General features: G+C 67.4%; 26 protein-coding genes and 3 pseudogenes. 19 read left to right on the forward strand and 10 right to left on the reverse strand.

Annotated elements, in window-relative coordinates; genetic code table 11:
* The first annotated feature begins 110 nt into the window (after positions 1-110).
* The gene (locus OG798_RS03015; protein WP_328756146.1) at positions 111-656 is read left to right on the forward strand and encodes a hypothetical protein; all 546 of its coding nucleotides are present in this window, start codon (positions 111-113) and stop codon (positions 654-656) included.
* Between the two features lie 9 nt (positions 657-665).
* Here OG798_RS03015 and OG798_RS03020 read toward each other — a convergent pair whose 3' ends face one another.
* The 4 genes and pseudogenes from OG798_RS03020 to OG798_RS03030 all read right to left on the reverse strand — a co-directional run bounded on the left by OG798_RS03020 (position 666) and on the right by OG798_RS03030 (position 3,535).
* A complete protein-coding gene (locus tag OG798_RS03020) occupies positions 666-1,010 on the reverse strand; it encodes a hypothetical protein (protein ID WP_328756147.1) in 345 nt (114 codons plus the stop codon).
* A 223-nt stretch (positions 1,011-1,233) separates the two neighbouring features.
* Entirely contained in the window at positions 1,234-1,686 is a 453-nt protein-coding gene (locus OG798_RS03025) for an RICIN domain-containing protein (RefSeq protein WP_328756149.1), read from the reverse strand.
* Positions 1,687-2,229: 543 nt separating this feature from the next.
* Positions 2,230-2,700, reverse strand: a pseudogene (locus tag OG798_RS56380) (helix-turn-helix domain-containing protein); the annotation flags it as partial.
* Positions 2,591-3,535: a C40 family peptidase gene (locus OG798_RS03030; RefSeq protein WP_328756150.1), complete on the reverse strand. Its 945-nt coding sequence runs from the start codon at positions 3,533-3,535 to the stop codon at positions 2,591-2,593. The gene OG798_RS03030 and the pseudogene OG798_RS56380, both read right to left, overlap by 110 nt.
* Positions 3,536-3,960: 425 nt before the next feature.
* Between OG798_RS03030 and OG798_RS03035 the strand changes: the two genes are divergently transcribed.
* Both OG798_RS03035 and OG798_RS03040 read left to right on the forward strand, forming a co-directional pair.
* A complete protein-coding gene (locus tag OG798_RS03035; RefSeq protein ID WP_328756151.1) occupies positions 3,961-5,685 on the forward strand; it encodes a hypothetical protein in 1,725 nt (574 codons plus the stop codon).
* A gap of 1,233 nt (positions 5,686-6,918) precedes the next feature.
* Positions 6,919-7,128, forward strand: a complete 210-nt coding sequence (locus OG798_RS03040; RefSeq protein WP_328756152.1) for a DUF6207 family protein — start codon at positions 6,919-6,921, stop codon at positions 7,126-7,128.
* Between the two features lie 54 nt (positions 7,129-7,182).
* On the opposite strand, the gene OG798_RS03045 is transcribed toward OG798_RS03040, so the two are convergent.
* Positions 7,183-7,587: a hypothetical protein gene (locus OG798_RS03045; RefSeq protein WP_328756153.1), complete on the reverse strand. Its 405-nt coding sequence runs from the start codon at positions 7,585-7,587 to the stop codon at positions 7,183-7,185.
* 65 nt (positions 7,588-7,652) lie between these two features.
* Complete coding sequence (locus OG798_RS03050; RefSeq protein ID WP_328756154.1) at positions 7,653-8,660, reverse strand: DNA polymerase Y family protein; 1,008 nt, start codon at positions 8,658-8,660, stop codon at positions 7,653-7,655.
* A gap of 91 nt (positions 8,661-8,751) precedes the next feature.
* Here OG798_RS03050 and OG798_RS03055 point away from each other — a divergent pair, with 91 nt between their 5' ends.
* From OG798_RS03055 to OG798_RS03075, 5 genes and pseudogenes are all read left to right on the forward strand, one after another.
* The gene (locus OG798_RS03055; RefSeq protein WP_328756156.1) at positions 8,752-9,090 is read left to right on the forward strand and encodes a DUF6233 domain-containing protein; all 339 of its coding nucleotides are present in this window, start codon (positions 8,752-8,754) and stop codon (positions 9,088-9,090) included.
* A gap of 30 nt (positions 9,091-9,120) precedes the next feature.
* Positions 9,121-9,324, forward strand: a complete 204-nt coding sequence (locus tag OG798_RS03060; RefSeq protein ID WP_328756157.1) for a hypothetical protein — start codon at positions 9,121-9,123, stop codon at positions 9,322-9,324.
* Between the two features lie 70 nt (positions 9,325-9,394).
* Positions 9,395-9,454: pseudogene (locus OG798_RS03065) on the forward strand (DUF6207 family protein); the annotation flags it as partial.
* A 50-nt stretch (positions 9,455-9,504) separates the two neighbouring features.
* Positions 9,505-9,612, forward strand: coding sequence for a DUF6207 family protein (locus OG798_RS03070; protein ID WP_328756159.1), 108 nt, complete (start codon positions 9,505-9,507; stop codon positions 9,610-9,612).
* 155 nt (positions 9,613-9,767) lie between these two features.
* Complete coding sequence (locus OG798_RS03075; RefSeq protein WP_328756160.1) at positions 9,768-10,058, forward strand: hypothetical protein; 291 nt, start codon at positions 9,768-9,770, stop codon at positions 10,056-10,058.
* Positions 10,059-10,518: 460 nt separating this feature from the next.
* On the opposite strand, the gene OG798_RS03080 is transcribed toward OG798_RS03075, so the two are convergent.
* The gene (locus OG798_RS03080) at positions 10,519-10,857 is read right to left on the reverse strand and encodes a hypothetical protein (protein WP_328760223.1); all 339 of its coding nucleotides are present in this window, start codon (positions 10,855-10,857) and stop codon (positions 10,519-10,521) included.
* Between OG798_RS03080 and OG798_RS03085 the strand changes: the two are divergent.
* Positions 10,763-11,192, forward strand: a pseudogene (locus OG798_RS03085) (hypothetical protein); the annotation flags it as partial. The gene OG798_RS03080 and the pseudogene OG798_RS03085 sit on opposite strands and share 95 nt — an antisense overlap.
* Before the next feature lie 216 nt (positions 11,193-11,408).
* Here OG798_RS03085 and OG798_RS03090 read toward each other — a convergent pair.
* Positions 11,409-13,370 carry a SpoIIE family protein phosphatase gene (locus OG798_RS03090; protein WP_328756161.1) on the reverse strand — a complete coding sequence of 654 codons (1,962 nt, stop codon included), beginning with the start codon at positions 13,368-13,370 and terminating at the stop codon, positions 11,409-11,411.
* A 759-nt stretch (positions 13,371-14,129) separates the two neighbouring features.
* On the opposite strand from OG798_RS03090, the gene OG798_RS03100 reads away from it, so the two are divergent.
* Positions 14,130-14,348 carry a hypothetical protein gene (locus OG798_RS03100; RefSeq protein WP_266639931.1) on the forward strand — a complete coding sequence of 73 codons (219 nt, stop codon included), beginning with the start codon at positions 14,130-14,132 and terminating at the stop codon, positions 14,346-14,348.
* A 9-nt stretch (positions 14,349-14,357) separates the two neighbouring features.
* On the opposite strand, the gene ku is transcribed toward OG798_RS03100, so the two are convergent.
* A complete protein-coding gene (ku, locus tag OG798_RS03105) occupies positions 14,358-15,275 on the reverse strand; it encodes a non-homologous end joining protein Ku (protein ID WP_328756162.1) in 918 nt (305 codons plus the stop codon).
* A gap of 344 nt (positions 15,276-15,619) precedes the next feature.
* On the opposite strand from ku, the gene OG798_RS03110 reads away from it, so the two are divergent.
* The 6 genes from OG798_RS03110 (at position 15,620) to OG798_RS03135 (ending at position 21,329) form a co-directional block, all read left to right on the forward strand.
* Positions 15,620-15,844 (forward strand): hypothetical protein, encoded by a 225-nt coding sequence (locus OG798_RS03110; RefSeq protein WP_328756164.1) that lies wholly within the window; start codon positions 15,620-15,622, stop codon positions 15,842-15,844.
* 45 nt (positions 15,845-15,889) lie between these two features.
* Positions 15,890-16,051 carry a hypothetical protein gene (locus OG798_RS03115; RefSeq protein WP_328756166.1) on the forward strand — a complete coding sequence of 54 codons (162 nt, stop codon included), beginning with the start codon at positions 15,890-15,892 and terminating at the stop codon, positions 16,049-16,051.
* A gap of 32 nt (positions 16,052-16,083) precedes the next feature.
* Complete coding sequence (locus OG798_RS03120; RefSeq protein ID WP_121418125.1) at positions 16,084-17,175, forward strand: integrase core domain-containing protein; 1,092 nt, start codon at positions 16,084-16,086, stop codon at positions 17,173-17,175.
* A gap of 720 nt (positions 17,176-17,895) precedes the next feature.
* Entirely contained in the window at positions 17,896-18,912 is a 1,017-nt protein-coding gene (locus tag OG798_RS03125; RefSeq protein ID WP_328756167.1) for a helix-turn-helix domain-containing protein, read from the forward strand.
* Positions 18,913-19,331: 419 nt separating this feature from the next.
* Positions 19,332-20,192, forward strand: a complete 861-nt coding sequence (locus OG798_RS03130; protein WP_328756168.1) for an alpha/beta fold hydrolase — start codon at positions 19,332-19,334, stop codon at positions 20,190-20,192.
* 231 nt (positions 20,193-20,423) lie between these two features.
* Positions 20,424-21,329, forward strand: coding sequence for an NmrA family NAD(P)-binding protein (locus OG798_RS03135; RefSeq protein WP_328756169.1), 906 nt, complete (start codon positions 20,424-20,426; stop codon positions 21,327-21,329).
* A 510-nt stretch (positions 21,330-21,839) separates the two neighbouring features.
* Here OG798_RS03135 and OG798_RS03140 read toward each other — a convergent pair.
* Positions 21,840-22,301, reverse strand: a complete 462-nt coding sequence (locus OG798_RS03140; RefSeq protein WP_328756170.1) for a winged helix-turn-helix transcriptional regulator — start codon at positions 22,299-22,301, stop codon at positions 21,840-21,842.
* 60 nt (positions 22,302-22,361) lie between these two features.
* Between OG798_RS03140 and OG798_RS03145 the strand changes: the two genes are divergently transcribed.
* From OG798_RS03145 to OG798_RS03155, 3 genes are all read left to right on the forward strand, one after another.
* Positions 22,362-22,877: a carbonic anhydrase gene (locus tag OG798_RS03145; RefSeq protein ID WP_328756171.1), complete on the forward strand. Its 516-nt coding sequence runs from the start codon at positions 22,362-22,364 to the stop codon at positions 22,875-22,877.
* Positions 22,878-22,978: 101 nt separating this feature from the next.
* Complete coding sequence (locus tag OG798_RS03150) at positions 22,979-23,509, forward strand: carbonic anhydrase (protein WP_328756173.1); 531 nt, start codon at positions 22,979-22,981, stop codon at positions 23,507-23,509.
* A 69-nt stretch (positions 23,510-23,578) separates the two neighbouring features.
* On the forward strand, positions 23,579-24,634 hold the full coding sequence (locus tag OG798_RS03155) for an MBL fold metallo-hydrolase (protein ID WP_328756174.1): 1,056 nt from the start codon (positions 23,579-23,581) through the stop codon (positions 24,632-24,634).
* Positions 24,635-24,679 lie beyond the last annotated feature (45 nt).

The raw sequence follows: 24,679 nt of genomic DNA on the forward strand, positions 1-24,679 counted from the left end.
AGCCGTTGTCTTTCCGAGCTTGAGGACTGCATTTCCGCTGGTCAGGCATAGAGGCGGCGGTTCCGTTGCAGTGGTGACCTGTTGTGTCGTCGCTCCAGTGGAGGTCAGGAATGCCGTCGGTCGTGGGACTGCTGGAACAGCGCGAGTGCGCCGCTCGCCGTCGTGTGGACGAACTGCGGGAGGAGGCCGACCGGATCCAGGCCGAGTTGTCCGTGGCCGAGCACGATTGGAACGAGTGGGTCATCGCTCGCTTGCGTGTCCGCGAGGTACTGGTCCCAGGCGAAGGTGACGTCGCCGGTCCTGATGTCGCTGTGGACCTGCCGAATGGCGGTGAACAGCCGTTGCCCGCCGGGGCTTTGGAACCGGCGAAGTCGAAGTCGATGGTGCCGATGTGGCGTGCGGGGCTGACCTGGTCGGCGCTGTCGGTGGACTACCAACGCATCCTGCGAGTCCTTGCCGACCGCGACCGACTTGGTCAAGGTCCGCTTTCCTGCCAGGAGATGGCCGTCTGCTTCGGCCTGGAGGTCGTGCCGGCAAAGGTGGAAGCGTTGCGGTCGAAGGCGAAGCGGATGGTGGCCCGGGGGTGGCTGGTCGAGCCGGTGCCGGGTCGGTTCACGCTCTCGCAGGCCGTGGCCGGACAAGGCGAGGGACTGTGAACGGCGGCCTCAGACCCGCAGGGTTTCTCCCTGGGGGTCGTAGCAGACGAGCCTGTGCTCGCGTGCCAGGGCAGCCGCATACTCGGAGACTTCCTCCGCTCTGCTGTAGGACATGAGCAGATAGACGATCGGGCCCGATGCCTCGCCCATGACGGGCGGTGACGCCCAGGGGCTGCCGACGACATCGTCTGGATACCGCTCGACGAGTGCCTCGACATAGGTCTCGATGCGCGGCGAGAGCTCGGCGATCACGTCTTCAGAATCGAGGTAGCGCTCGTAAAGCGCGTCGAAGACAGCGCCGGCTTCGTCGCCGCGCGGCAACTCTCCATCCCACACGGCCAGGTCGTAGCTCATGTGCGAATGATCTCAGGTGCCCGCCTGGCCTGTGCCAAAAGCCCCGGCGCCGGACCGGTTCACACCCGCGAGGGGCATGGCCGGGCAAGGCGGCGGGTCATGAGCAGGGTCATCGACCAGTAGATCATCGCTTCGGCGCTGGCGGTGCGAACTCGGCGTCAGGCGGGTTTTACTGCTACGGGGGCAATCCGTGAACCGGTTGGCCACGCGTGGACAAAGGGCTTCAGGCGGCGCTGAAGCGGAATGACTGGTCGTCGGCTCCGGTGCATTGCGCCTGGATGGCTTCGGCGCCGTCCGAGCGGGGAGGCAGGATGCCGATGCACATGCCGCTGTCCATGGGGCGAAGGCGGTAACCGCTGCCGGAAGGCTCAAGGCGGTATCGCAGAGCGAGGGCGTCAGTGCAGTCGCCCGGGGACAGCAGCTGGGAGCCCTCGGCGGTCAGGGATTCATCGACGCCCAGGCAGCCCTTGCCCTTTGCTGGGTCCGGGTGGTGCCACTGGATGCGGTAGACCTGATTGCCGATGGATTCCAGGTAGACCCGTGGCAGCGGGGCCTCGGCGCAGGGACGCTGCACGGCGATCTCGCGATCGGTACGGCCGTTGCGCTCGCGGCCTTCGGTGATGCACAGGCTCGATGAACTCGCCGGGTGCATCCTCACCCAACCGGCCTTGGGCATACCAGCAGGGGCGGGGGCCTTGGCCGGGGTCGGGCTGGCTTGGGACGTGGACTGCGGGTTTGGAGGCACGGCGGTCTCTTCGGTACCGGATTCGGAGGCCTTCCCCGATGAACTCACGGATGGTGAGGGCGAAGGAGCGGATGGCGTGGGTGTCGGCCTGGTGTCGATAGGGCCGGCGGTCGTGCGGGGGCCGTCGCCGGGCTGCGTGGTGTCGGATGTGTTCCCACTGGGCCACAGCACGAACAGGAGCACTCCCGCGCCGGCGAAGGCACCGGTGAGCGCGATCGGCAGATGGCGCCTGCGGGACCTACGGTCGCCCGGCGCCGTCGGCGCCGGAGACGGCGCTGCACCTCCCGGGGCCTCGCCCGCGCTTCCCTCGGCGCCAGCGCCAGTGGAGCGGCTGGTGCTCGTCTCCGTCGCGGGGACGGTGCCGGGCCCCGGGGCCGGCAAGGCTTCTGCGCCTTCACCGGCCCCGTCCGGCGCGGCGGGCACCAGGCTCATCGCCAGTTGGCGGCGGGCGTCCAGCCAGGTGTTGACGGTGGCGGCGTCGCCGCCGCAGGCCCGGACAAAGGCGATCAGAACCTCTTCCCGGGGAAGGTCTTGGCGTGCCAGCACTCCGGAGATCGTGGCACGCGGCAATGCGTCACCCGTGTCGTTCGCCTTGCGTTCCAACTGCCGGTAGCTGAGGTCGGCCCAGCTGCGTAACTGCCGCATCGTGGCGACGAATTCCGCCGGTGTACGCGCAGCCTTCGGATCGGGCCCCGTCCCCATATATCCCCCTGGTCGCTCACCTGTCTCAAAAAGACTAGTGCGAAAGCGAGTTGCCAGAGAGAGTTCACGAACGAAAGGGGAGCTGGGGCAGAGATGGAACGAGCGCCGTCCATGAGGGAAACTCCCGCTTCCGTCAGGGTGTGATGTGACGGTAGCTGACGACATCGGACGGATCGTCGAGCCGTGCGACGGTGACCGTACGACCGGGGCGCGGGGCATGGATGACCTTGCCGTCCCCGACATAGAGCTGGACGTGCCCGCCGCCGTAAGTGATTACCAGGTCGCCGGGGACGAGCCTCGCGCGGGTCGTGGCCTCGCCCGCCCGGACCTGGCCCCAAGTCGTGCGGGGAAGCGTCACCCCGGCCGTCTTCCAAGCCCGCATCACCAGGCCTGAGCAGTCGTAGCCGCGTGGGCCCGTCCCGCCCCAGATATAGGGCTTGCCCAGCTGGGCCCGGGCGAAGGCGATGACGCGCTGCGGGGCGGACTTCGCGGGAGACTTCGAAGTCGATTCCCCGCCTGACGCCGCCGCGGACGCCGGCGGTGCCACCTTCGCCCCCTGCACGGAGCCCGGCCCGGCGGGGACCCGGAACGTATCTCCGGCATAGATCAGCGTCGAGGTACCCAAGGAGTTGAGCCGCTGCAGGACCTTGACACTCGTGCCGTGACGGCCGGCCAGCTCGTAGAGCGTGTCACCGGACCGCAGGATGACCCTTTTGACGCCCGCGGGCTTGGCCACCGCCGAGCCGGGCTTCGCTGGCTTCACGGGTATGGCCGGCCTCTTCGCGGGCCGTGCCGGCTTCGCCTGCACCGGCGCGGTCGCGGTCGGCGCCTGCGGCGCGAGCGTGAGCGGCGGCCGGGCCACCGGCGACGAGGACCCCGAGGAACCCTGCACGGCCAGGAGTGCCCCCGCCAGCCATGACAGCACGAACGTCACGAGCAGCAATCCCACCGCCCATCGCCACTCCCCGCTGGCTTTGCGGCTCGCGCCCGCCCTGCGGGCCTGCGGCTTGCAGTGCTGCAACGCCGGCGCCTGCTCCCGCGCCTGACTGGAAGGCCTGAGCAACGTCTGCTGTGCCATCACAACCTCCTTCTACGGCCCCGGGATTCCGGGGCCCGAAAGGAGGCTGTTCCGCCTCAAGGGTGTCTCGCCAGAACTTCAGACGTCCCGGACAGTCCGGGTCCGTCCACGCTCAGGAACCCCCCTCCAACCCGGCGGCCACACGTCCTCGATAACACCCCTGACCAGCACAGACAGGACCGGACTGTCCCGGACACCCTCACCCGTTGCCCATCGCCGTGACGGTCGGCAACGCTGCTCTCACCGCCCCCCGCCGCCCGGTGACGTAAACCGTCCCGCGGATCTTCGGCGGCGCCACAGCATGCGTGAGGAGAAACGTCGTGAACCACGACTCGTATGACGCCCATCGCAGCCGGGACAAGACGGACGACCGGTGGCTGACCCGCGTCCTTCACCACTGGCCCACACTCTTACGGACGACCTTCGTGGCCCTGGTAGCCGCGGTGGGCTTCGTTCTCATCGGCCCCGCGGCAGATGCCTTGGCCGCCTCACCGCCCCCGAGCCCGACAGCGGATTCCGGTGCCGGCGAGCCCACCCGCTGGAACAAGTTCCAGTGGCAGATGTACCAGTCCTGGGTCAATGAGGCACTGGATCCCCACGACCCGCAGTACAAGGCCAGGCTCATAGCGCAGGCCGCCGTCAAGCGGTTCTTCAAGCGGATGGAAAGCGGCGGCACCGGCTTTTCGCCGAAGAGTGACGTGCCGGCCTTCGTGCAGGACTACATCGAGACCAGCCGGCAGTGGCAGCAGACGGTGCCCGGCCTCACGAAGCAGGTCACGCAGGCCGGGGACAGGATAGCGAAGCTCAAGAAGAAGGCGGCCCAGGCCAAGACGCCCGCCCAACGGGACCGGGCCGAGAAGAAGCTGGCGCAGGCACGCAGGCAATACCAGGACGTGGCCAATAAGCTCCGGAATGCCAAGGCCACGCAGCCGCAAGACGTCAAGACTCAGCTCAAGGAGCTCGACCAGCGCGTCGGGAGGCTGGAGAACAAGGTCCGCGCTCTCGAACAGAAGAAGAAGAGGCTGCTGCCCGCCGGCCGCGAACTGGTCCAGAAGCAGATCGACGACCTCCACAAGGAACTGTCGCAGGCGAAGGCCAAACGGGCCCGGCTCCAGGGGCCGCCGGAGGGCGGCGATGAGACTGGCGGTACGCGCACGACGACCCCTGACCCGAAGAACCCGCCGACCGGCGGCGTAGTGAAGACATCGCCGAAGGATGCGACAACCGGCAGCGTAGTAAAGACATCGCCGAAGAACGCGACAACCGGCAGCGTAGTAAAGACATCGCCGAAGAACGCGAGGGTCACCGGCCCGAAGACGCCGGGCCTGACACCGTCCGGCCTTCGGGTCGGGGTCCCCCGCGGTGGCCGTGGCACCGGAGGCGTCGTAACCCAGATCTACGCCGACCTGGCGAGCCAGGCTTGGATGGAATACGTGTCCGAACGGGATCAGAAGCTTCACCAGCAGGCGCTTGAGGACCCTGCGCTGCGCCAACGCATCATCAACGAATACAACGACGTCATGGACAACAACGGATTCGAGGAGTTCGTACGCCCCTTCACCGGACCGGAGTTCACGGCCGGCAGCCTGAGGGAAGTGGGCCCCAAGCTGGTCGAGCACCAGAACATGCTCGACACCACGAAGACCTTGGCGGACAAGTCCAACTCCGACCCGCTGTACCAGCAGGCACGAATCGAGTGCGGCGGGTACGACACCTGCGTCACCGACCGCGTAAAGAAACTGCGCGATCAGAACGCCCAGGCCGTCGACGATTCGACGAAGGCCGCACAGGAGTCCAACTCCGACCCGCTGTACCAGCAGGCACGAATCGAGTGCGGCGGGTACGACACCTGCGTCACCGACCGCGTGAAGAAACTGCGAGCTGCCGAGCAGGACCGGCAGGCGAAGAACCGGGACGCGCAAATCGCCGACATCAAGCAATCACACGCGACGGACACTCAGAAGAAGCACGAGTCCAAAGCCGAGCAGGACCGGCAGGCGAAGAACCGGGACGCCCAGATCGCCGACATCAAGCAATCGAGCACGCCGAAGAAGAAGGCGGACAGCGGCAAGCCGAACGACAAGGTCTCGGCCGCCGACGCCGCCCTGAAGAAGGCACGCGATAACAAAGTAGCCACGATGAAGGCCTGACGGCCTATGCCTCCGCCCCAACAGGGCGGTCCGTCGGCCGGTCCAAAGGCCGCCGCCCCGCCCTCGGTCAGCGCCGCTTCCTGACCCACCACCAGACCCGACGAGGGCCGCCGGACCTGACCCGGCAGCCCTCGTCGTGGGCTCGTGCGTGTAGTGGTCTTGTCGTGGTAGCCGAGCGCCTGTGCGACGACGGGCGCGGGCAGCTCGAGGAGTTGGCATCAGGTGGCGGCCCCGCGGGCGGCAGCCAATGGGACACCGATCTCGTGGAGGAGGGTCGGGGCGGAAGCGCTGTTCGACACGGCGGCCGGGTGGCTGCGTGAGCGACGGGTGCGCCAGTGGCTGTCCGGGACGTGTCCCGGACAGCCACCACTCTTGTGAGCCAACCGGCCACGCGCTTACCTGACTGCGTCTCACCCGTTATGCCCTGGCGCTAGTGAGAACGGTATGACATCTCACGATAGAGTGAAGGAAGTACACGTATGCGACGAACCGCAATAACCGCAGGAGCCGTGGTTTGCCTAACGGCTTTAGCTGCACTGAATGCATCAACAGCCAGCGCAGCAACCTACACTGCCCGCTCAGCCACCTCGTCGAAGGGCGGCTATGGCACAGCCCGTGTGGTTGTCCAAAGCGGCACCAGCGGCACCACTGCAACCGTAACCGTGTGCGACAACGGTGCTGCGGACGGACTTCGTGCTGTCGCCTACCTTGGCTCCAGCGGTGAGGTGCACGCGGCGGGCGGTTCCGGGTCGTGCAACACGGCGTCATCCCGAATCGTGTTCAACGGCAACTATCCCCTTCAGGTTGTCCTCCGTAACGGTGCGACCGGCAGCGACGTGTATTACGGAACGCCTGTTGACGTATACATCTACCCCTAGATGACAGGGTCTGAGCGGTGTCCACGGCAGCGCCCCGCCTGCTGACGCCGCCCGCCTGTCCGCGTGGGCCGACCGGTAAGACCAACGGCTGTTCCCAGCCCGTGGACATTGGCATGCCTGTCGCCCAACGGCCGGAGCCTTTCGGCTCCGGCCGTTGTTGCGTACGCCCTGTGGTGCGCAGCCAGGTCCGGTTGCTGGTGGCGGCTGTCCGCTGTGCCAGTGGTGCATGGCGCCCGTGATGGAGCGGTGGGGTCCGACCGCGCGCTACATCAGCACACGCGCGTAGCTGCGTACCGGTCGGGTGAAGCCGTTCGGACGGGAAAACCTCCGGAGGCGTCGGCACGTCGTGCCAGGCATGAGGCAGATCAATGACGCGCATGTGGCGGAGCCGGGGCTGGCCGTCGTGGAAGTCGCGGCCGCCGACGACCAGACGGCCTTCGCCCTGCAGGAAGTACTCGCCACGCGGTGGGTGACCGCGACGGCGGACCGTACGACACGCGTGCCCGGCGAGCCCGGCGTACAGCTGCGCTGCTACCTGGACCTGCGACAGGAGCTCGGCACGTAGAGGTACCCGCCCCGAAGGGGCCAATACCGCGGCGTCGCAGGCCTCTTCGCCTGCTCAGCGCGAACGGCACGCGTCAATCGCGGCGCGTACCGCGTCCGCCTGCAGCCACTCCTGTTCGTGGGCTTCGGCGGGCGGACGTCCGGTGTGTACGAGGGAGTCGGCCGCGGCGGCGACCGCCTTGGGTGTCGCGTAGACGCGCCGGAGTGAGGTGACCGGCCCGCGGGGGATGGAGTATCCGGGGCCGACGTAGGCGTACGCCCAGCCCGTCTCCTCGTGCCACAGGAGACGGATTCCGCCCGGACCGACGCAGCGGCTCACATCCCAGCTCAGCCGGATACGCATCCGCTCGTCCGGGCGGGCGCCCAGGTTGAGGCGGACGGTGCCCGGCGGGACACCGCGGTCGACCAGCGCCTGGTCCACCGCGGTGGCGTACGGCCAGTGCGGCAAAGTGCGGGGCAACAGGCCTGGAAGTCCTGGCGGTTGGAGCAGCACGGCTCTCGCCTCCACGGGTGGGGTCGGAGGGGTCAGGAGACGCGCAGGAGTGTGGTGGCGGGGCGGATCGCGCCGGTCCCGAACTTGGCGCGGATGCGGTCGCTGACTTCTTCGGCGACCAGCCGGGCTTCGCGCGCGCCGTCGAAGCTGATCTGTTCGGCCACCTGGCCGGCGGCGACCAGGTCCTCGCCCTTCATCGTGATCCCGGTGAGGCGGCCTCGCTGAAGTCCTGCCGCATCGATCAACCGGTACGCCGGCGTGCGCAGATCGTCGTCGTGAGCGGAGGCCTCCGGGAGCCGGCGGGTCTTCTCCCACGTGGTGCCTCCGGCGAAGCGCAGGGTCAGGGTCAGACCGCGGGCCGCCTGGCCCCGACCACGGAGCTGGTGGGCGAGGGTGACGACCAGGTCGAGCAGGGCCGCTCTGACAGCGGCGCCGTCCAGGGTGTGCCGGGGGAAGGTGCGGCTCACGCTCGCGGAAGCGGGCAGGGCACGCGGAGTGACGGGGCGGGGGTCGATGCCGCGGGCCCGGTCGGCCGCCTGGCGTCCGGCCCGGCCGCCCAGAAGGCGCTGCACCGTCGCCGGCGGAACGGCGGCGAGCAGGCCGACGCAGTGCACGCCGTAGTCGCGCAGGGCCTGGGCCTGGCGGGGGCCGATGCCGTGGAGGGCTTCCACGGGCAGCGGTCCGAGCCAGTCGGCCGCCTGGCGGGAGTCGATGGCGAGGACGCCGCCCGGCTCCGTGATCTGACCGGAGGCCGTGGCCGCGACCGTGACGGTGGGCCCGATCCCGACCCTCACGTCGACGCCCAGCCGGGAGATGGTCCGCACCCGCAGCACCTCCCCCAGCCGACGCCCGTCCACGCCGTGGTAGCGCAGCGCGCCCTTCAGCTCCACCAGGGCCGCCGACGGGGGCAGCGCCTGGACGACCGGGGACAGCTCCGCCAACTGCTCGAGGACCTGCCGGTAGACGTCCTCCGGGAGCCGGTCCGGGCAGCGCACATGCATCACACTCGCCACCCGCCATGCCTCAGTCCCTGCCTCCATGACACCCACCTCCTCCACCCCACGTTATCGAACTAGACTTCGAACACGCGAGACGGCGAACCCTATCGCTCTCAGATCTAGAATCGGAAACATGTTCGATGACCTGCCGCCTGACCTGGCACGACTGCTCACCCTGCGGGTGTGGCACGCCATGTGGCTGCAGCGCATCGACACCAAGATCGCCGCCCTTCAGGAGCGGGAAGCCGAACAGGAACAGGGCCGGAACAACCGGCCACAGGAGCCGGACTGGATTGTCGAACTCGGTATCGGCAACGGACGCCCGCCCATCGAGGTGCACGTCGGCGGCTGTTACGCCGCGGGCAAACGACGACGCTCCGTCCCGCGCGACGAAGCCCGCCAGCTCCTCACCTCGGGCGTGCGCGCCTGCACCCACTGCAAGCCCGACGCCCAGCTCCGCATCCTCGACTGACAGCAAGGGTCGGCACCCGGAACAGGATCCATGATGACAACTCCCGCACCTCCGATCACGGAGCCCGACCCGTCCGCGCTGACCTGCCCCGGTGACCGGGTCGGCCTCTGCGCCGGGTGCCAGCGCAAGACACACAAGTACGGCAGTGGCGGCTGTCCGCTGTGCCAGTGGTGCATGGCGCCCGTGATGGAGCAGTGGGGTCCGACCCTGCGCTACGTCAGCACGCGCGCGTAGCTGCATACCCGGTCGGGTGAAGCTGTTCGGACGGGAGAACCTCCGGGGGCGCCGGCACGTCATGCCAGGCATGAGGCAGATCAATGACGCGCATGTGGCCGTGCCGGGCCTGGCCGTGGTGGAGGTCGCGGCCGCAGATGGCGGGACCGCCTTCGCGGTCCAGGAACTGCTCGCCGCGCGGTGCGCCATCGCGCCATCGCGCCATCGGACCGTACGACCCGGGAGCCCGGCGAGCCCGGCGTGCTTCTGCGGTTCTTCCTGGACCTTCACCAGGACGCCGACACGTAGAGCTGCTGGCCCTTCGTTCCCCTCACGTGGGAGTACGAGGCGTGGTGGCCGGAGGCACTGGAAAGCATCCGGAGGACGGCCGGGAGTGAGGAACTTGCCCGGGACAGCCCGCCTGCAGCACGCGGGACGTTTTTCTGTCCCCCGAAGGGCCTCCCGTGGCGAAGAAGAAGTCCCGCAGCGTTCAGTCACAGGTCATACAGGATGACGCCGCATCACCCCTGGGCACTCGTGTCCGTCAGTTGGCTGTCGGAGCGGGACTCCTGGCGCCGCAAGCAGTGGTCGCCGTCGCTTTTCCGACCTTTGCGCTCGTCGCGGCAAGTGTTGAACTTGCCGTGCCAGTAGCGATCTTGCTCACGGCGCTGTACGCGCGGGAATCGGCCGGTGAGCGAGCCTTCCACCTCCTGCGAATGGTGCTGAACCGGCCTGAGCCACCCGCTCAGCAGTAGTTCGCTAGGCGGAGTCCGAGGCAGTTGTTAGTCAGTCCCCCACTGCAGGAGAGCGAAGCGGCCTTCGGTGCGACCGCGTCAGCTCCGGATTGCCCGGCTCAGGAGCCTCCGGAAGTCCCCCGAGGTCAACTCGTTCGACGGGCAGAAGCCGTGGGGATTCCTCCGTGGACGGCGTGCTCCTGGTGACGGTCGGGCCCGTGCCGAGTCGGCGTCGCGTGGTGCTCATGGCGGGAGTCTGGCGCATGCCCCGGGGACCCCGGGGAGCCCCCATCTGCCATGACACTGCCTCAGGCTCGGGTACGCCATGGCGAAGCACGGCGCCGATCAGGGCGAGGGCGACCATGGTGAGGTCGGGAGCGTGGGGCCAGGCGCCGGTTCCGGTGTCCGCGTCGATATGGCCCGCTCTGTGACCTCGCCCGAGGCGCTCATCGACGTCGGGCGAGCAGTACGGAACGTCGCCCTAGGCGCCCCGCTGCCGCCGGGCCGGCTTCTTCGCCGCCGCGGACTTCTTCGCGGTCTTCTTGGCAGGCGCCTTCCTCGCCGTCTTCCCGGCCGTCTTCTTCTTGGCCGTCGGCATCTCGTGGACCTCGGCATCGCCGGCGTCCTCGCCGCGTGCGGCCTGCGCCTTGCGGACGCTCTCCTGCAGGGCGGCCATCAGGTCGACGACCTGGCCGCCCGGCTCCTCGGCCTCCTCGGTCGCCGAGTTGGCCGTGGCCGAGCTGGAATGGCAGGAGTGGATGATCGCCCGCAGGCGGGTCAATGCGGTGCTGGCTCCGGACGGCGGCGACACCGCTGGCACGGAGGTCACCCCGGATGTGCGGGATGCGGACGCGCAGTCGGCGCCCCGGGATGCGGTGAAGCCGAGGTCGCAGGTGCCGGTGTGGTGTGAGGGGCTGGCCTGGGGTGCTGTCGTTGGACTACCAGCGCATTCTCAAGGCGCTCGCGGACCGGGCCCGGCTTGGTCAGGGACCGCTGACCTGCCAGGAGATGGCCGCGGGCTTCGGCATGGACGTAGTGCCGGCGCGGGTGGAGGCGCTGCGGTCGAAACGTCTGGTCGCGCGCGGCTGGCCGGCCGAGCCCGCGCCGGGCCGGTTCACTTGTCGTTCTGGTCACCAGACACGGGGGCATGGGTGGTCCAGGCCCAGGGGGGCGAAGAGCCGGGTCGTCGTGCGACGGCCTGGTTCCGCGCCGTTTGGTCTTTCTTACTGCCCCGCAGCCGTAAGTGTCCGTACACCATCGCCGGGGGCTCGCCGAACATGTCGGCGGTCTGCTGGATGGTCTTCTGCCGCTCGGCGTAGAGCCGTTGGGCGCCAGCCGGCCGGAGCGTCGTCTCGGCTCGGCACCGGTTGATCATCGTGGCCGGGCCAGGAGGATGGCGACGTCATCGTGCAGTGGTGCGGGCAGGAGTTGGCTGAAGACATGGTCACGGGTCTCGCAGAGTGTCGGGCGAGATTGTCCTAGTGCGTGGGCCAGTCGGCCCAGGCCGTGGTCCAGATCGTGGTCGTGGCTTTCGATGAGCCCATCGGTGTACAGGGCGAGAAAGCTGCCCGGCGGCAGGGGGACGCGTTCGGACTCGAAGGCGTCACTAAAAGGGGCGCCCAGAGGTGGACCACAGGTCCCGTCGAGGAACCGCACGGCGCCGTGGGGGTCGACGAGGAGTGGCGGAGGATGGCCGGCGCGGGTGATCAGGCAGCTGGCGGTGGCGGGGTCGTAGACCGCGTAGGCGCAGGTGGCCAGCTCACTGTCGCCGAAGTCGGCCACAGTGGCGTCCAGCTGCTGCAGCAGGTCGATGGGGGGCACGCTCTGGGAGGCCAGGGCGCGGGCCATGGTCCGCAGCTGGCCCATGAACGCCGCGGCACGGATGCCGTGTCCCATGACGTCTCCGATGATCAGGCCGGTCTTGTTGTCAGAGAGGGTGAGGACATCGAGCCAGTCGCCCCCCACTTCGTTGTCGCTGCTGGCCGGGAGGTAGCCACTGGCGAGTTCGAGTCCGGGCACGGTGGGCAGTGGCTTGAGGAGGCTGCGCTGCAGGGTGAGGGCCGCTTCGCGGCGGCTGGCGTACAGGCGGGCGTTGTCGATGTTCAGCGCGGCCCGGGCCACGAGTTCATTGATCAGCACCGTGTCTTGTTCGTCGAATGGTTCGCTGCGGGTACGGGTGGCGATGACCAAGCCGAGCACTTTGCCCCGGGCATCGAGGGGGATCAGGCGGGCCGTTCCTGGCGCGCTGCAGGCAAAGAGGCCGGCCATGGGGTCGGCGGGCACGGTGTTCATTGTGGGTAGCGGCAGGGGCACAGTGCGGGGGCGGGCTTCGGCAAGAACGGTTGTGTACACCGATCCGGGCGGGATGCGGCAGGTCATCTCTGGTGCAGGCCCACCGGCGGGCCGTGCCGGCCCGGGCCCCGCCACGGCCAGGCGATGCAGCAGGCCCTGGGCGGAGACGCACACGTCGTCGGGGGCGACGACGTCTTCCCACACGAGCACCTCGGCGGTGTCGGCGAGCTGCGGCACCAGTATCTGGGCCAGCCCTCGGGCCGCTTGCCGCAGGTCCAAGGTGGTGCCGATGCGCTCGCCGGCCTCGGCCAGCAGCGCGAACCGCTGGCGGGCCCGCTCGGCTCTCAGATGGTCGGCTTGGTTCTCGGTGATGTCGATGACTGAGGCAATCACGCCGAGCCGCTCACCGTCGCCGTCGGTCAACGGGGCGTAGGAGCATGACCAGACGCGGTCCTGTTCGGGGGCGGCGGCGGTGCGGCCGGTGCGGACATCAGTCACGGCGCGGCCGGTTTGGAGTACGCGCCGCATGGACGCTTCCACCGCCGCGTGATCAATGCCGGGAACCACGTGATGGATGCGCTTACCGACATGGTCGGCTGCAGGCAGGCCGTTCATGTCGGCGAGTGCGCCGTTGACCCGCACGTAGCGCAGCTCCTGGTCGAGGAGTGCCAGGCCGATCGGTGACTGGCCGAACAGTCCTTCCAAAGCGGCCAGCGAGTCCCGCATTCGCCGCACGGATGAGGTCTCGGCGGCGATGACCGTCATGCCGGGCCGTCCCCGAGGGTCGGCGATCGGGCAGATCCACATCTCCATGTCGACCAGATGCCCGTCCCGATGCCGCACCGGGTACGCCCCGACTACGCTCTCACCGGCCTGAGCCCCGTCCATGAGGTCGGCTGCCAATTCATGGTTGCACTCCGGGACCAGCAGTGGGAGGCCGTCCTGGCCCAGGATCTCCTCGGGCCGCCAGCCCAGCAGCTGTTCAGCCGCCAGCGCCCACTGCCAGACACGCCCGTCGTGGTCGACGGCCCAGACCGCCATGGGAAGCAGATCCCGGAACACACTGGGATGCCCGACTGTCGGCTGACCCACGACCGGAGCGCCGTCCGAGTCCGATTGTCCTGTGACGGCCATACCAATTCCTGACGATCGCAGAGAACGCCGCACAGGCGCTGCTGCCGATTGCAACATCAAATAAATAAGTGGAAATTAGGCTATAGCGCGTAATAGGAGCAAAGCCATATATATGGCATCACGGTATGGAGACAGCCGTGGACGTCACACGGGTCGGCCGCTACTACGAGCGGTTCGCCGCGGCGTCGGGAGCCCGGCGCGTGGTAGTGACCGCGGTCACCCGCGGCGGTGACGTGAAGGGCGCCACAGCGACCGCGGCAGCGAATACGGCTCCGGCGCTTTCGCCGGGCCTGTCGTCGCTTGGGCGTGACTCGGTCCATGGGCCGTGTCGGGTCGTGTTTCGACTCAACGCCGTCAGCGAGGCGTTCGCGAAGAGCGACGGCAGGCCAAGCGCCGACACAGCGAACAGGCCCGGCCGCCCGACCCAGACTGACTCATCGAGCAGGGCCTCGACGGACGGCAAGCTGTGTATTCCACGTCGGCGGCTGCCACATGGCGGGGAAGCGCAGCCGCGGTGTACAGCGGGACCGGCGCTCCGGGCACTCGCCGACGGCATCGCCGCACGTACTGCCGGCCGCACGCACTGCCGGCCGGAATCGGAACTCGGCTACCTGGAATGACCTGCGCAGACGTGTATCCAGACTGTCCGAGTGAGAGGCTGGGACTGTGCCCGGGAGTGTGTCGGTGGTGGTGCACCCGCCGCAGCCGGACGGCGGCCGGCAGGTGACGATCCGCGGCGAGCCAGTCGGCACGGCTTATCACCTGCTGGACCTGGTCGAGCTCATGCGCCTCGCAGGCCTACCTGAGGCGGACACGACGATCGACGACCCCGAACTCATCGACTGGCGCGGTGGCGGACCCGAGGTATGGACGGCGCCAGGGTGATCTGTCGCCCTAGGCGCCGCGCGGTTTCCGGGCCGTCGCCTTCTTGGTCGTCTTCTTCGCGGCGGTCTTCTTGGCGGGCTGCTTCTTCGCCGTCTTCTTGGCCGCGGGCTTTTTCGGCATGTCGTGGACGGTGGCGTCCTCGCCGCGTGCGGTCCGGGCCTTGGTGACGGACTCCTGGAGGGCGGCCATCAGGTCCACGACCTCCCCGGTCGGCGCCTCTCGCCCGGGCGTCTGCGGAGGTTCGTGGCCTTCGCGCTTCGCCTCGATGAGCTGTTCCACGGCCTCGGTGTACTGGTCGGTGAACTCTTCGCCTTCGAGGTCGTCGCGGGTCAGGCCGTCGATCAGCAGCTCCGCTTCGGCGATCTCCTCGTCGGTGAGCTCCACCGCGCCGGGCGCCAGCTCGGACGGGTCGCGGATCTCGTCGTCCCACCGCATCGAATGCAGCACGATCACGCCGTCACGGACCCGAAGCAGGCCCAGGCGTTCGCGTCCGCTCCAGGCGAACTTGGCGACCGCCACCTTCGACGACCGCTCGAGCGCCTGGGCCAAGAGCTTGTACGGCTTCGCCGCGACCTTCCCGTCCGGCTGCAGGTAGTAGCCGTCCCCCACCCGGATGGGGTCGATGCTCTCCGCCGGCATGAACGCCACCAGCTCGATGGCCTTCGCCGTCGGCAGCGGCATCTGTTGCAGTTCTTCGTCGAGCACCGGGACGATCGTGTCCTTGGACAGCTCGTAGCCCTTCCCGATTTCGCTCTGTGTGACCTCGCGGTCCTCCAGCGAGCAGTATTTCCGGACGCGGACGCGGGCCATGTCCTCGAGGTGAACCTGGTGGAAGCGGACGCTGTGATCCTCGGTGGCGCTCACGACGTGGATGGGCACCGTGACCAGGCCGAACGAGATGGCGCCTGACCAGATGGTTCGGGGCATGGCAGACCTCCGCGACGTACCGCGAGAAAGCTGTGGGATCTCAGATTCCGTGGCCGAATCTCACGAACGGTGGCCAAGCGGCGGCCACTCGCGAGACTCCGCAGGTCGGATTCTTGCCCATCGGTGGCCGCTCCGAGGATTCGGACACGGCCGTGAGACTGGACCGGTTGACCAAGCCGTGAGACAGCGCGACAAACACCAGGTCACAGGTCGCCGTTGGCCACGGGCGGCGAGACCCTACAAAAGCCAGCCTACGAGCGTCACACCGTCCGGCGCGCGCTGCTCGGGGGCTCTGAGCCCGCAGTCCGGATGCGCATCCGGGCAGCCCGAGCGAGCCTGAAACCATGCCCGGAGAGCTCGACGTCATCGTGTACCCGCCATCCCGGACAGACGGCAGCCGACGGGTGCGCGTCAACGGAGAGCTCATCGGCACCGCACACTCGCTCGGCGAGCTGACCGTCTTCCTCCGGTACGCGGGGCTGGAAGGTGTCGACGAGATCGATGTAGCCGACTCGCACCTGATCGAGTGGCACGGCGGCGGCCCCGAAGCACAGTCGCCACCGAGGTGACGAGACCCGCCATGACGCCCGGTCTTCGAGCAGAGCCAGCACCGCATGGCCTGCGCACGCTGCGACTTCTACACCCCCAAGGGCTCCAGCAGGGGTCAGCTGCTGGAGGCCAAGGAGAACCTGCAGACGATGCTGGCCAACATCCTGCGGGTGCCGAAAACCCCATCCATGATCTGTGACCTGCAGATCCTCACGAACGGTCAGTGATCGTCGGATGGGTCGTGTCAGGCTGGTGGATCGTGCTGTTGCGACTGCCCTACCTCACCGTGTCAAGCGTGTTCGCCTTCATACGGCTGCTGCCGATGAGCGCTGTGGACAGGGACATCGAGATATTGACGCTGCGCCACCAGTTGGCTGTCCTACAGAGGCAGATCAACAGGCCGCGCGTCACCCCGGCGGACCGCGCTTTCCTGGCCGCGCTTCTCCACCAGCTCCCCAGACCCAAACTGCGGCAGCTGCACCTGATCGTCTCCCCGGACACGGTCCTGCGGTGGCACCGTGACCTCATGCGCCGTCGTCACGCCGAAGCCTCTCGTCGCAAGCGGTCCGGCAGGCCGCCAGCCCGTCGCTCCATCCAGGCCCTTGTCCTGCGCTTGGCCCGCGAGAACAGCTCCTGGGGGTATCGGCGCATCCACGGCGAACTCGCCGTGCTCGGCATCAAGGTCGCACCATCCACGGTCTGGGAGATCCTGCGGGCGCACGGGATCGAGCCAGCGCCCGAACGCAACCGTCAGACCTGGGCCGCATTCCTGCGCGGCCAGGCCCACGCGATCCTGGCCTGCGACTTCTTCACCGCCACCACCCTCAACGGTGCGACGCTGTACGTCTTCGCCGTCATCGAGCACGCAAACCGCCGCATCCGCATCCTCGGCGCGACCGCCCACCCTACTGCGGACTGGGTCACCCAGACCGCAAGGAACGCGGTCATGGACCTCCAGGATGCCGGCGCCACCGTCCGATACCTGATCAGGGACCGCGACAGCAAGTTCACTGGCGCGTTCGATGCCGTCTTTGAGGCCGAGGGCATCGAGATCGTCACCACCGGCATCCGCGTTCCCCGCATGAACTCGATCATGGAGCGCTGGGTACAGACCTGCCGGCACGAGCTCCTCGACCGCACCTTGATCTTGAACCAGGCCCACCTGCTCCACGCGCTCGGCGAGTTCGAGTCGATCTACAACCAGCATCGGCCTCACCGCACCCTGCACAGCGCAGCTCCCCTTCGGCCGCTCCGCGAACCGATCACCGAACCGGACCGACTCGACCACCTCGACATCCGTCGACGCGACCGACTCGGCGGCCTCTTCCACGAGTACGCACACGCGGCCTGACCAGCTCGGACGTAATAATCGGCACCCGCAGGTTTCCCAGTCCTGCATGCCGATGTTGGGGGCGTTCACGTAGGCGCCGTGTACGTAGGGCCGCATGGCTTGGCTGAACTCGGCGATCCAGGCCTGGGCTTGCGGGTGAGCACCGGCCGCAACGGTCCCGCCCCACGACTGTGCCCCAGCTTGTCCCTGCCGATCGACGTACCCGTCTACCTGATATTCAGGTGTTTTTCAGCATATCGAGTCACGGTTTGCATACCAAACCAGTCAGCGCTAGCGTGAGTAGCAGTTCAAAAATCAAACCATTTGAGGTCATCCCTCGGCACGGCCTAGGCCACCGGCACAGGGGGCATTCCATGTCACTCAGCGGCGTCGTCGCTGTTGCCGGCGCTGCGGGCAAGGTCGATACACACGCGCCGAGCCATTGCTGCAGCGGGGGCCTGCGCTCGCGCACTCCGACGGCACATGGTCACGGCGCTTGCGGGCCGCCAGGGCGGAGATGGTCGTCGGGATCTGCTTGAGCTGGAAACTGCAGCTCTGCGCTGACGGGGCTCGAATCGGCGCATTTCGCGCATCCGGTCGAGCTGGGCCTGATCCAGGCGACGGCACTGTTCGCGCAGCCTGCCCATGAAGCACGTGGGCACGCGGTGGTGAACATGTCGCAGAAGCCCGTGCGCCCCGACACCAAAAGCACTTCCGTCATGAACAAAGGTGGCTGACCTAATGGTGCGGTACTGGGACATTCAAGAGTTCACGCCTGAGAACCGGGCCGAAGCCGTGCGCGAGGTCATCGCCAACATCACCGGCCGCGTCGACATCGACTTCCCCACCCGGGGCCGGCAAGTGCAGGCGAGCGGCGTCACATCTGATCTAGGACCGCTGACCGTGTGCACGGTCCGGTCGAACGCAACCCAGGTGCGGCGCACCACGCGATCTGTCAGGGATGACCTGGAACCCAGCGTCTTCGTCGGCCTTCAGATGTCGGGCTCCAGCACCGTAAGTCAGGCTGACCGTGAGACACCGCTGCTGCCCGGCGACCTCGTCCTCTACCAGTCGACACTCCCTTACATCATCGCGGACCGGAACGGCATAGGGCAGCACTTCTTCCGCATTCCGGTCAACCGGCTGGCCTTGCCCCACGCGCTGCTCAGCCAGATCTCCGCGGTCACCCTCAGCCCTGGTGATCCGATTGCGGAGTTGACCGCGAGCCACCTGCGGCAACTGGCCACTAGGCACAGTCACTTCGCCGGCCCGGGTGCCGAGGCGCTAGGCCAGCCCACCATCGACCTCCTCAGAGCTGTGATCACCACTCATCTCGATGCCGTACACCTCGCGAAGGAGTCCCTGCAGTCCACGTTGCTGCTGCGCATCCTTGAGTACGCCCGCGCTCACCTGGCGGAGCCGGGCCTGAACGCCGTCCAGGTCGCAGCCGCGCACCACATGTCCGTCCGTCGCCTCTACAAAGTGATGGCGGAAGGGGGTATCTCCCTGGCGGACTGGATACGAACGCATCGCCTTGAAGAATGCCGCAACGAATTCAGGCGGCCAGCTGCTCGCCTTACCACCATTGAGACCGTTGCGCGTCGCTGGGGCTTCACCGACATGTCCAACTTCGGCAGGATCTTTCGCGCGGCTTACGGAATGTCTCCTCGTGAATGGCGCGACCTGCAACCTGCACAGAAGAAATCAGAGACGGTAACCGACGTCGATGCTCAAATCGTGCACGCTCCCCTGCAGTAGCTGCACGAATCGCCTGCGCCTCTGGTCGGCCAGCCATGCCGATGGACACAATGAGCACGTATCCGCTTTTCGTACCCGAAAATGATTGAGGGGTTGATTTCGTAATGCCGTGCATTGCCGTCGGGTGAAGAGAAATAAGGTCGGATCGACCTGTCTACGAGGGTCACGGCAACAGGACTCCGGTGGTGCGATCAGGGCACCCCTGATCCCATCTACATACCGAATAACCGCTGCATACCCTTCCTTCGCGCTGCGCAACGCAAAAAATGGGATTAAGGTTGACAAGGGCGGCAACTCGAGTTGCCATACGTTTGCCTGACATGCATCCAGGGTCGAGTCGCCGTGAACCCCAAGCCCTAATGGTTTATTCGGAAAATGCCCCGATCAAGTCGATGTGGGAATCTGAACAAGGAGCGGTCATGACAGTACCTGCACCAGTCCGGCACAAGGTCTCAACACCTTGGGGTTTCCTGGCAGTGAAGGATTACCCAGGTCTGGGAATTCCCTTCCTCCTCCTCCACGGATACCCGGACGACTCGACCATCTACAACAAGCTCGCATCGGAACTCCAGCCCCGCAGGGTGATCACCTTCGACTTCCTCGGCTACGGGCAGTCTGAGCGATCACAGACTTCCCCTGTCGCCGACGGCCAGCGCCTCAGCGAAACCGCGGCCGTCATCGACCAGCTGAACCTCGACCAGGTCATCATCGTGGGTCACGACGCCGGCGGCCCCGTCGCAGTCGAGTACGCCCTTGCGCATCCTGACCGTGTCGCGCGCATGGTGCTCCTGAACTGCTTTTTCGGCGACTCCCCGACTTTGCGCTTCCCGGAGATGATTCGCCTGCTGGGCGATCCCCATCTCGTCCTCCTCGCGGACGCCCTCATGCAGGACCCTGCCCAGAGGCAGTGGCTGCTTGAGTACACCGCCCAGCAGTTCGGCTATGGGCCCACAGCGGACATCCGGCAGAAGGCGATCATCCCCCAGTTCTTCGGAAGTGACTCACAGCCAGACGCTCTTGACGCAATCCGAGCTTGGACAGGCCGGCTCTTCGACGACGTAGCCATCACCAACGACGTGATCGCATCAGGTCAGCTGGCGTCCCTGCAATTCCCAGTCGACATTGCCTTCGGAGTGAACGACCCCTACCTCAACACGGGGGTCGCAGAACACCTGGCCGGGCTGTTTCCGGACTCGCAAATGCATCCGATCGACGCCCGGCACTGGGTGCAATGGGACGATCCCAAGGCCGTGGCACAGGTACTCCTGCGAGATAACTGAGATTTCTCAAGCATAGAATTCAGCACTACTTCAGGCAGCATGGCGACAGCTGCTCCCTGGGCGACTTCACGGTCCGCGGCATGTTGCCCGCAAAGACCGGCCGATTCCAGCCGCGCGGCCGACGCTTGCTCTCGGCCGACGCGCGCACCCTCGGCGCTGCACATCCCACACCTTCTCCACAATCATATGTGTGATCACGCGTCAATCAGATGCTCATCAGGAGATCGACAGATGGCTGCCAGCAACCTTGTTCTCATCACCGGCGCCGGGGGCGTGGGCCGCGCCGTTATCGAGCAATTGCGCACGCAGGACGTGCCGGTGCGGGTGATGGTCCGCCGCGACGACGAACGTGCGGCCGAGCTGCGCACGTTCGGCGCAGAGGTCGTCATCGGCGATCTCACCCGTCCCGAGAGCGTCGCGGCCGCGCTGGCGGGCGTCGGCCAGATGTACTTTGCGATGCCCGTGTCTCCGGACCACCTGCTGGCAGCGACCGTGGTGGCCACCGTCGCGCGGGAGCACGGCAAACTGAACGCCCTGGTGGGCATGTCGCAGATGACGGTGTCGCAGATGACCGCCATCAGTACGGCGGAGTCGCACCAGCAGCGGCTGCACTGGTTGGCGGAGCAGGTATTGAACTGGTCTGGCCTGCCGGTGGTACACATCAGGCCGACATCATTTCTGGACAGTCCGCTGTTCACCGCTCTACTGGCGCGCTCGATCCGGGAGAATGGCACGATCCCGCTGCCGTTTGGAACCGGGCGCACGTCGCCGGTTGCCGTCGCTGACGTCGTGCGGGTGGTGGCCACCGTGCTTCGCGACCCGGCAGCCCACATCGGCAACATCTACGAGCTCACCGGGCCCCGCTCGGTCACCATGACGGAGATGGCCGAGGAGTTCTCACGGGCGCTGGGGCAACCGGTCTCCTACGTAGAGGTGCCGCTGGAGTGGTGGCGGGCCGAGGTGCTCGGGAAGCTCGGTCTGCCGCCGCACATCGAGCAGCACATCGTCACCATGGCACGGCTGCACCAGGAAAACCGCTACGACCGCGCGTCCGACGACGTCATGCGTGTGACGGGCGTACCCGCCCAGACGATCGAGGAGTTCGTCGCCGCGCGCCGGGATTTCTACCTGGGCTGAGCTGCGCCAGCCAGGGGCGGGGCCTGACACGGTTCACCTGTCTGTGCGCCGCAGCCCTCTGCGCCGACGCTCGGCAAGGCGGCGAGAGCCGAGCCGACCTCTTTCAGCGCGGGTGGTGTGCGGGGCGCGTCCTGGCCCCGTCGTTCTTGGAATCGTGCACACCTCTATGCAGGGTGTGCACGACAACACACGCTCACTGGCGGCGCACCAGCACCCGTTGCATCGTTGATCTTGTGCCAACTTTCGTGGACGGGTGCCCAGGCCTCTGCCTCTCGCAGGTGAATGTCTCAGCCGTGGACCATCCGAGACCTCTGGAACCCATCGAGACTGCCTCCCGGCCGGAACGCGAGTCCGGAGGCAAATACATGAATGGTCACCGCGGCTCCCGTCGTCGGCGAGGCGCGGCCTGCGAAAAGTTCGTCGGCCCGGCTTGCGTCTGCGTCCGCAGCATCCGTCCATCCGGACGGTCGTACCTGCGGACTGTGCCGATGCCCCGCGTGCACAGGCCTGCTAGGTGCCCGCCACCGGGGTATGTGTGTCACCCACGACCTCGAACTCGCCGGGGCGGATCTCCTGGCGGCAGCAGTTGCACGTCACCAGCGGATGCAGCTCGGCTCCGCAGCTGTGCTGGAAGACCGTCTTGGGCTTGTCGTGGCCGGTGTGCCGCTCTCCCCACTCCGTGAGCGTGAGGATCACGGGGACGAGATCTACCCCGGCCTGCGTGAGGTGGTACTCGAAACGGACTGGGTGTTGCGAGTACTGCCGCCGCACGATGACGCCCGCCTCTTCGAGCCGCCGCAGGCGGCCGGTCAGCAAGGTGCGAGGCGCGCCGGTGAGCTTGGCCAGGTCGGAGAAGCGGTGGAAGCCGTACAGCAGTTCTCGCAGTACGGGCAGCGAGTAACGGTCGCCGAGAACCTCGAGTGCGTCGGTCAGCGAGCATTCCCGCGGGGTTGGTATCGATTCTGGACTCACGCTGTTACGGTACACCTGACTGAGTCCAGAAAGTGGACTCACTAGCTGGAGGGGCACACCATGGGTGTCGTCGAAACTCTCACCGGCCGCAACGCCGACTTCGCGAAGACGCAGTTCACCGAGGGCCTGCGCATGATGCCGGCCCTGAAGACGATCGTCATCGGCTGCGTGGACCCGCGCGTCGATCCCGAGGCGGTCCTCGGTGCGGAGCCGGGCGAGATCGCAACCATCCGCAACGTCGGCGGCCGCGTCACCCCGCGCACGCTGGAGGAGATGATGATGCTCCGCAAGGTGACGCAGGCAGCAGGTGGCGATCTCGGTCTCGGATGGGAGGTGATCGTCCTGCAGCACACGCACTGCGGCATCACTCTCCTGGAGGACCAACCCGACCTGCTCACCCCCTACTTCGAGACCGACGAGCAGGGCCTGGCCGAGCAGGCGGTCAGCGACCCGCGCGCCGCCATTGCCCACGACGTCGCCGCTCTGCGCGCCGAGACCCGGTTGGAAGGGGTACGTGTCTCCGGGCTCCTCTACGACGTGGCCACGGGCCAGGTCGAGACCGTCGTCGCGCCGTAGCTCCGCCAGGACCAGGGGAGGGCGACCTGCCGGCCCGGCCGTCCCAGTCCCCGACCTTTCCGGGCCGGGCACGTCAGCCCTGCGAATCATCTGGAGACGGCATGACCGACATTGCGGAACTGGTCAGGCGCAACACCGACTTCGTCACTGGGACGTATCTGACCGGGCCGAGCCTGACCATCAACCCGACCGGCAACATGATGGTCATCGGGTGCGTCGACCCGCGTGTGGACCCCTCACACGTCCTGGGTGTCAGGCACGGTGAAGCGGCCGTGATCCGCAACGTGGGCGGCCGCATCACCCCCGCGACCTTGCGCAGCATGAAGATGCTCCGCAAGGTCGGCGAGGCCAACCCGGACGGCAAGGCGAGCGGGCTCTGGAACCTGGTCATCCTCCACCACACCGACTGCGGCATGACCGATCTGGCGCCCTTCGAGGACCTCCTCGCCGAGTACTTCGAGATTCCCCAGGGCGAACTCGCCGCCAAGTCCGTCAGCGACCCCTACGGCTCGGTGCATGTAGACGTCGGCATCATCCGGCAGGAAGTCCGCAGGCCCGACTTCCTCGTCTCAGGACTCGTGTATGACGTGGCCACCGGATCCGTCGAGGTCGTCATCCCGCCCACCGCCTGAACCACACAAGGACAAGGACAGACGAGGCGAACCGGCACTCCGGGCCGGCATCGACACGATCGGACAGTCATGTGCGACACCACCCACGCATCCGTGCACGACGCGGCGCTCTCCGCCCCGCGTCCCGTACTCGGCAGCGCCGTGGACCCGATCACCCTCCAGCCCGTTGACGAGGTCCGTGTCACGGTCTTGATGGACAACACCTTCGACGCCCTGCTCGTCGGCGACGGCCACACCACCAGGACCGGCTTCGGACCGGCGGCCACCCCGGCCGGTCAGTTCGAAACGGGACAGACCGCGGTGGGTCTACTGGCCGAGCACGGGTTCTCCGCCCTGGTCGCCGTCCGGCGCGGCGACCAGGAGACGACGCTGATGTTCGATGCGGGCCTGTCGCCCTCGGGCATCATCACCAACGCCGACCGCCTCGGCATCCGCCTCGACGGTCTGCAGGGCGTGGTCCTCAGCCACGGCCACTTCGACCACGCAGGAGGCCTCGGCGGCCTTGCCAGCAGGCTCGGCAGCAGCAGGATGCCGATGATTGTCCACCCCTATGCCTGGACCCGGCGCCGCATCCAGGATGCGCGCAGCACCTTCGACATGCCCACTCTCAGCAAGAAGGCTCTCACCGGCGAGGGCTTCGAGGTCATCGAACGCACACAGCCCTCGCTGCTGGTTGACGGCAGCGTTCTCATCACCGGCGAGGTGGACCGCACCACGGACTTCGAGCACGGCATGCCGGCGCCGCACCAGGCGTGGCACGGCGACGGCTGGCAGCACGACCCGCGCGTCATCGACGATCAGGCTCTTGTCGTCCATCTCAAAGACCGCGGCCTGGTCGTCCTGACCGGATGCGGCCACGCGGGGGTCATCAACATCGTGCGCCACGCCCAGCGGCTGACCGGCGTCGCAACACTCCACGCTCTGCTCGGCGGCTTTCACCTGAGCGGGCCCGCCTTCGAACCCGTCATCGCGCCCACGATCGCCGCGCTGAGCGACATCGCCCCGCATCTCATCGCACCGGGGCACTGCACCGGTTGGCGGGCCCAGCACGCCCTGGCCGCAGCCCTGCCCGATGCGTGGATCGCCAGCAGCAGCGGTACCACGTACCGCCTCACCCGGACCTGACACCTTTACGCCGCAAGAGAGCACCCGCAGGGCACACCGCGCCCG

Origin of the sequence: Streptomyces sp. NBC_00271 (assembly GCF_036178845.1) — a bacterium.
GTDB lineage: Bacteria > Actinomycetota > Actinomycetes > Streptomycetales > Streptomycetaceae > Streptomyces.

Coding starts and splice junctions, on each gene's coding strand:
- OG798_RS03040 (WP_328756152.1), top strand. CDS start 6,919: ATGAGGCAGATCAATGACGCGCATGTGGCGGAGCCGGGGCTGGCCGTC.
- OG798_RS03115 (WP_328756166.1), top strand. CDS start 15,890: ATGGCCTGCGCACGCTGCGACTTCTACACCCCCAAGGGCTCCAGCAGG.
- OG798_RS03055 (WP_328756156.1), top strand. CDS start 8,752: ATGTTCGATGACCTGCCGCCTGACCTGGCACGACTGCTCACCCTGCGG.
- OG798_RS03155 (WP_328756174.1), top strand. CDS start 23,579: ATGTGCGACACCACCCACGCATCCGTGCACGACGCGGCGCTCTCCGCC.
- OG798_RS03110 (WP_328756164.1), top strand. CDS start 15,620: ATGCCCGGAGAGCTCGACGTCATCGTGTACCCGCCATCCCGGACAGAC.
- OG798_RS03060 (WP_328756157.1), top strand. CDS start 9,121: ATGATGACAACTCCCGCACCTCCGATCACGGAGCCCGACCCGTCCGCG.
- OG798_RS03125 (WP_328756167.1), top strand. CDS start 17,896: ATGGTGCGGTACTGGGACATTCAAGAGTTCACGCCTGAGAACCGGGCC.
- OG798_RS03130 (WP_328756168.1), top strand. CDS start 19,332: ATGACAGTACCTGCACCAGTCCGGCACAAGGTCTCAACACCTTGGGGT.
- OG798_RS03090 (WP_328756161.1), bottom strand. CDS start 13,370: ATGGCGGTCTGGGCCGTCGACCACGACGGGCGTGTCTGGCAGTGGGCG.
- OG798_RS03135 (WP_328756169.1), top strand. CDS start 20,424: ATGGCTGCCAGCAACCTTGTTCTCATCACCGGCGCCGGGGGCGTGGGC.
- OG798_RS03020 (WP_328756147.1), bottom strand. CDS start 1,010: ATGAGCTACGACCTGGCCGTGTGGGATGGAGAGTTGCCGCGCGGCGAC.
- OG798_RS03150 (WP_328756173.1), top strand. CDS start 22,979: ATGACCGACATTGCGGAACTGGTCAGGCGCAACACCGACTTCGTCACT.
- OG798_RS03015 (WP_328756146.1), top strand. CDS start 111: ATGCCGTCGGTCGTGGGACTGCTGGAACAGCGCGAGTGCGCCGCTCGC.
- OG798_RS03030 (WP_328756150.1), bottom strand. CDS start 3,535: ATGGCACAGCAGACGTTGCTCAGGCCTTCCAGTCAGGCGCGGGAGCAG.
- OG798_RS03025 (WP_328756149.1), bottom strand. CDS start 1,686: ATGCCCAAGGCCGGTTGGGTGAGGATGCACCCGGCGAGTTCATCGAGC.
- OG798_RS03050 (WP_328756154.1), bottom strand. CDS start 8,660: ATGGAGGCAGGGACTGAGGCATGGCGGGTGGCGAGTGTGATGCATGTG.
- OG798_RS03145 (WP_328756171.1), top strand. CDS start 22,362: ATGGGTGTCGTCGAAACTCTCACCGGCCGCAACGCCGACTTCGCGAAG.
- ku (WP_328756162.1), bottom strand. CDS start 15,275: ATGCCCCGAACCATCTGGTCAGGCGCCATCTCGTTCGGCCTGGTCACG.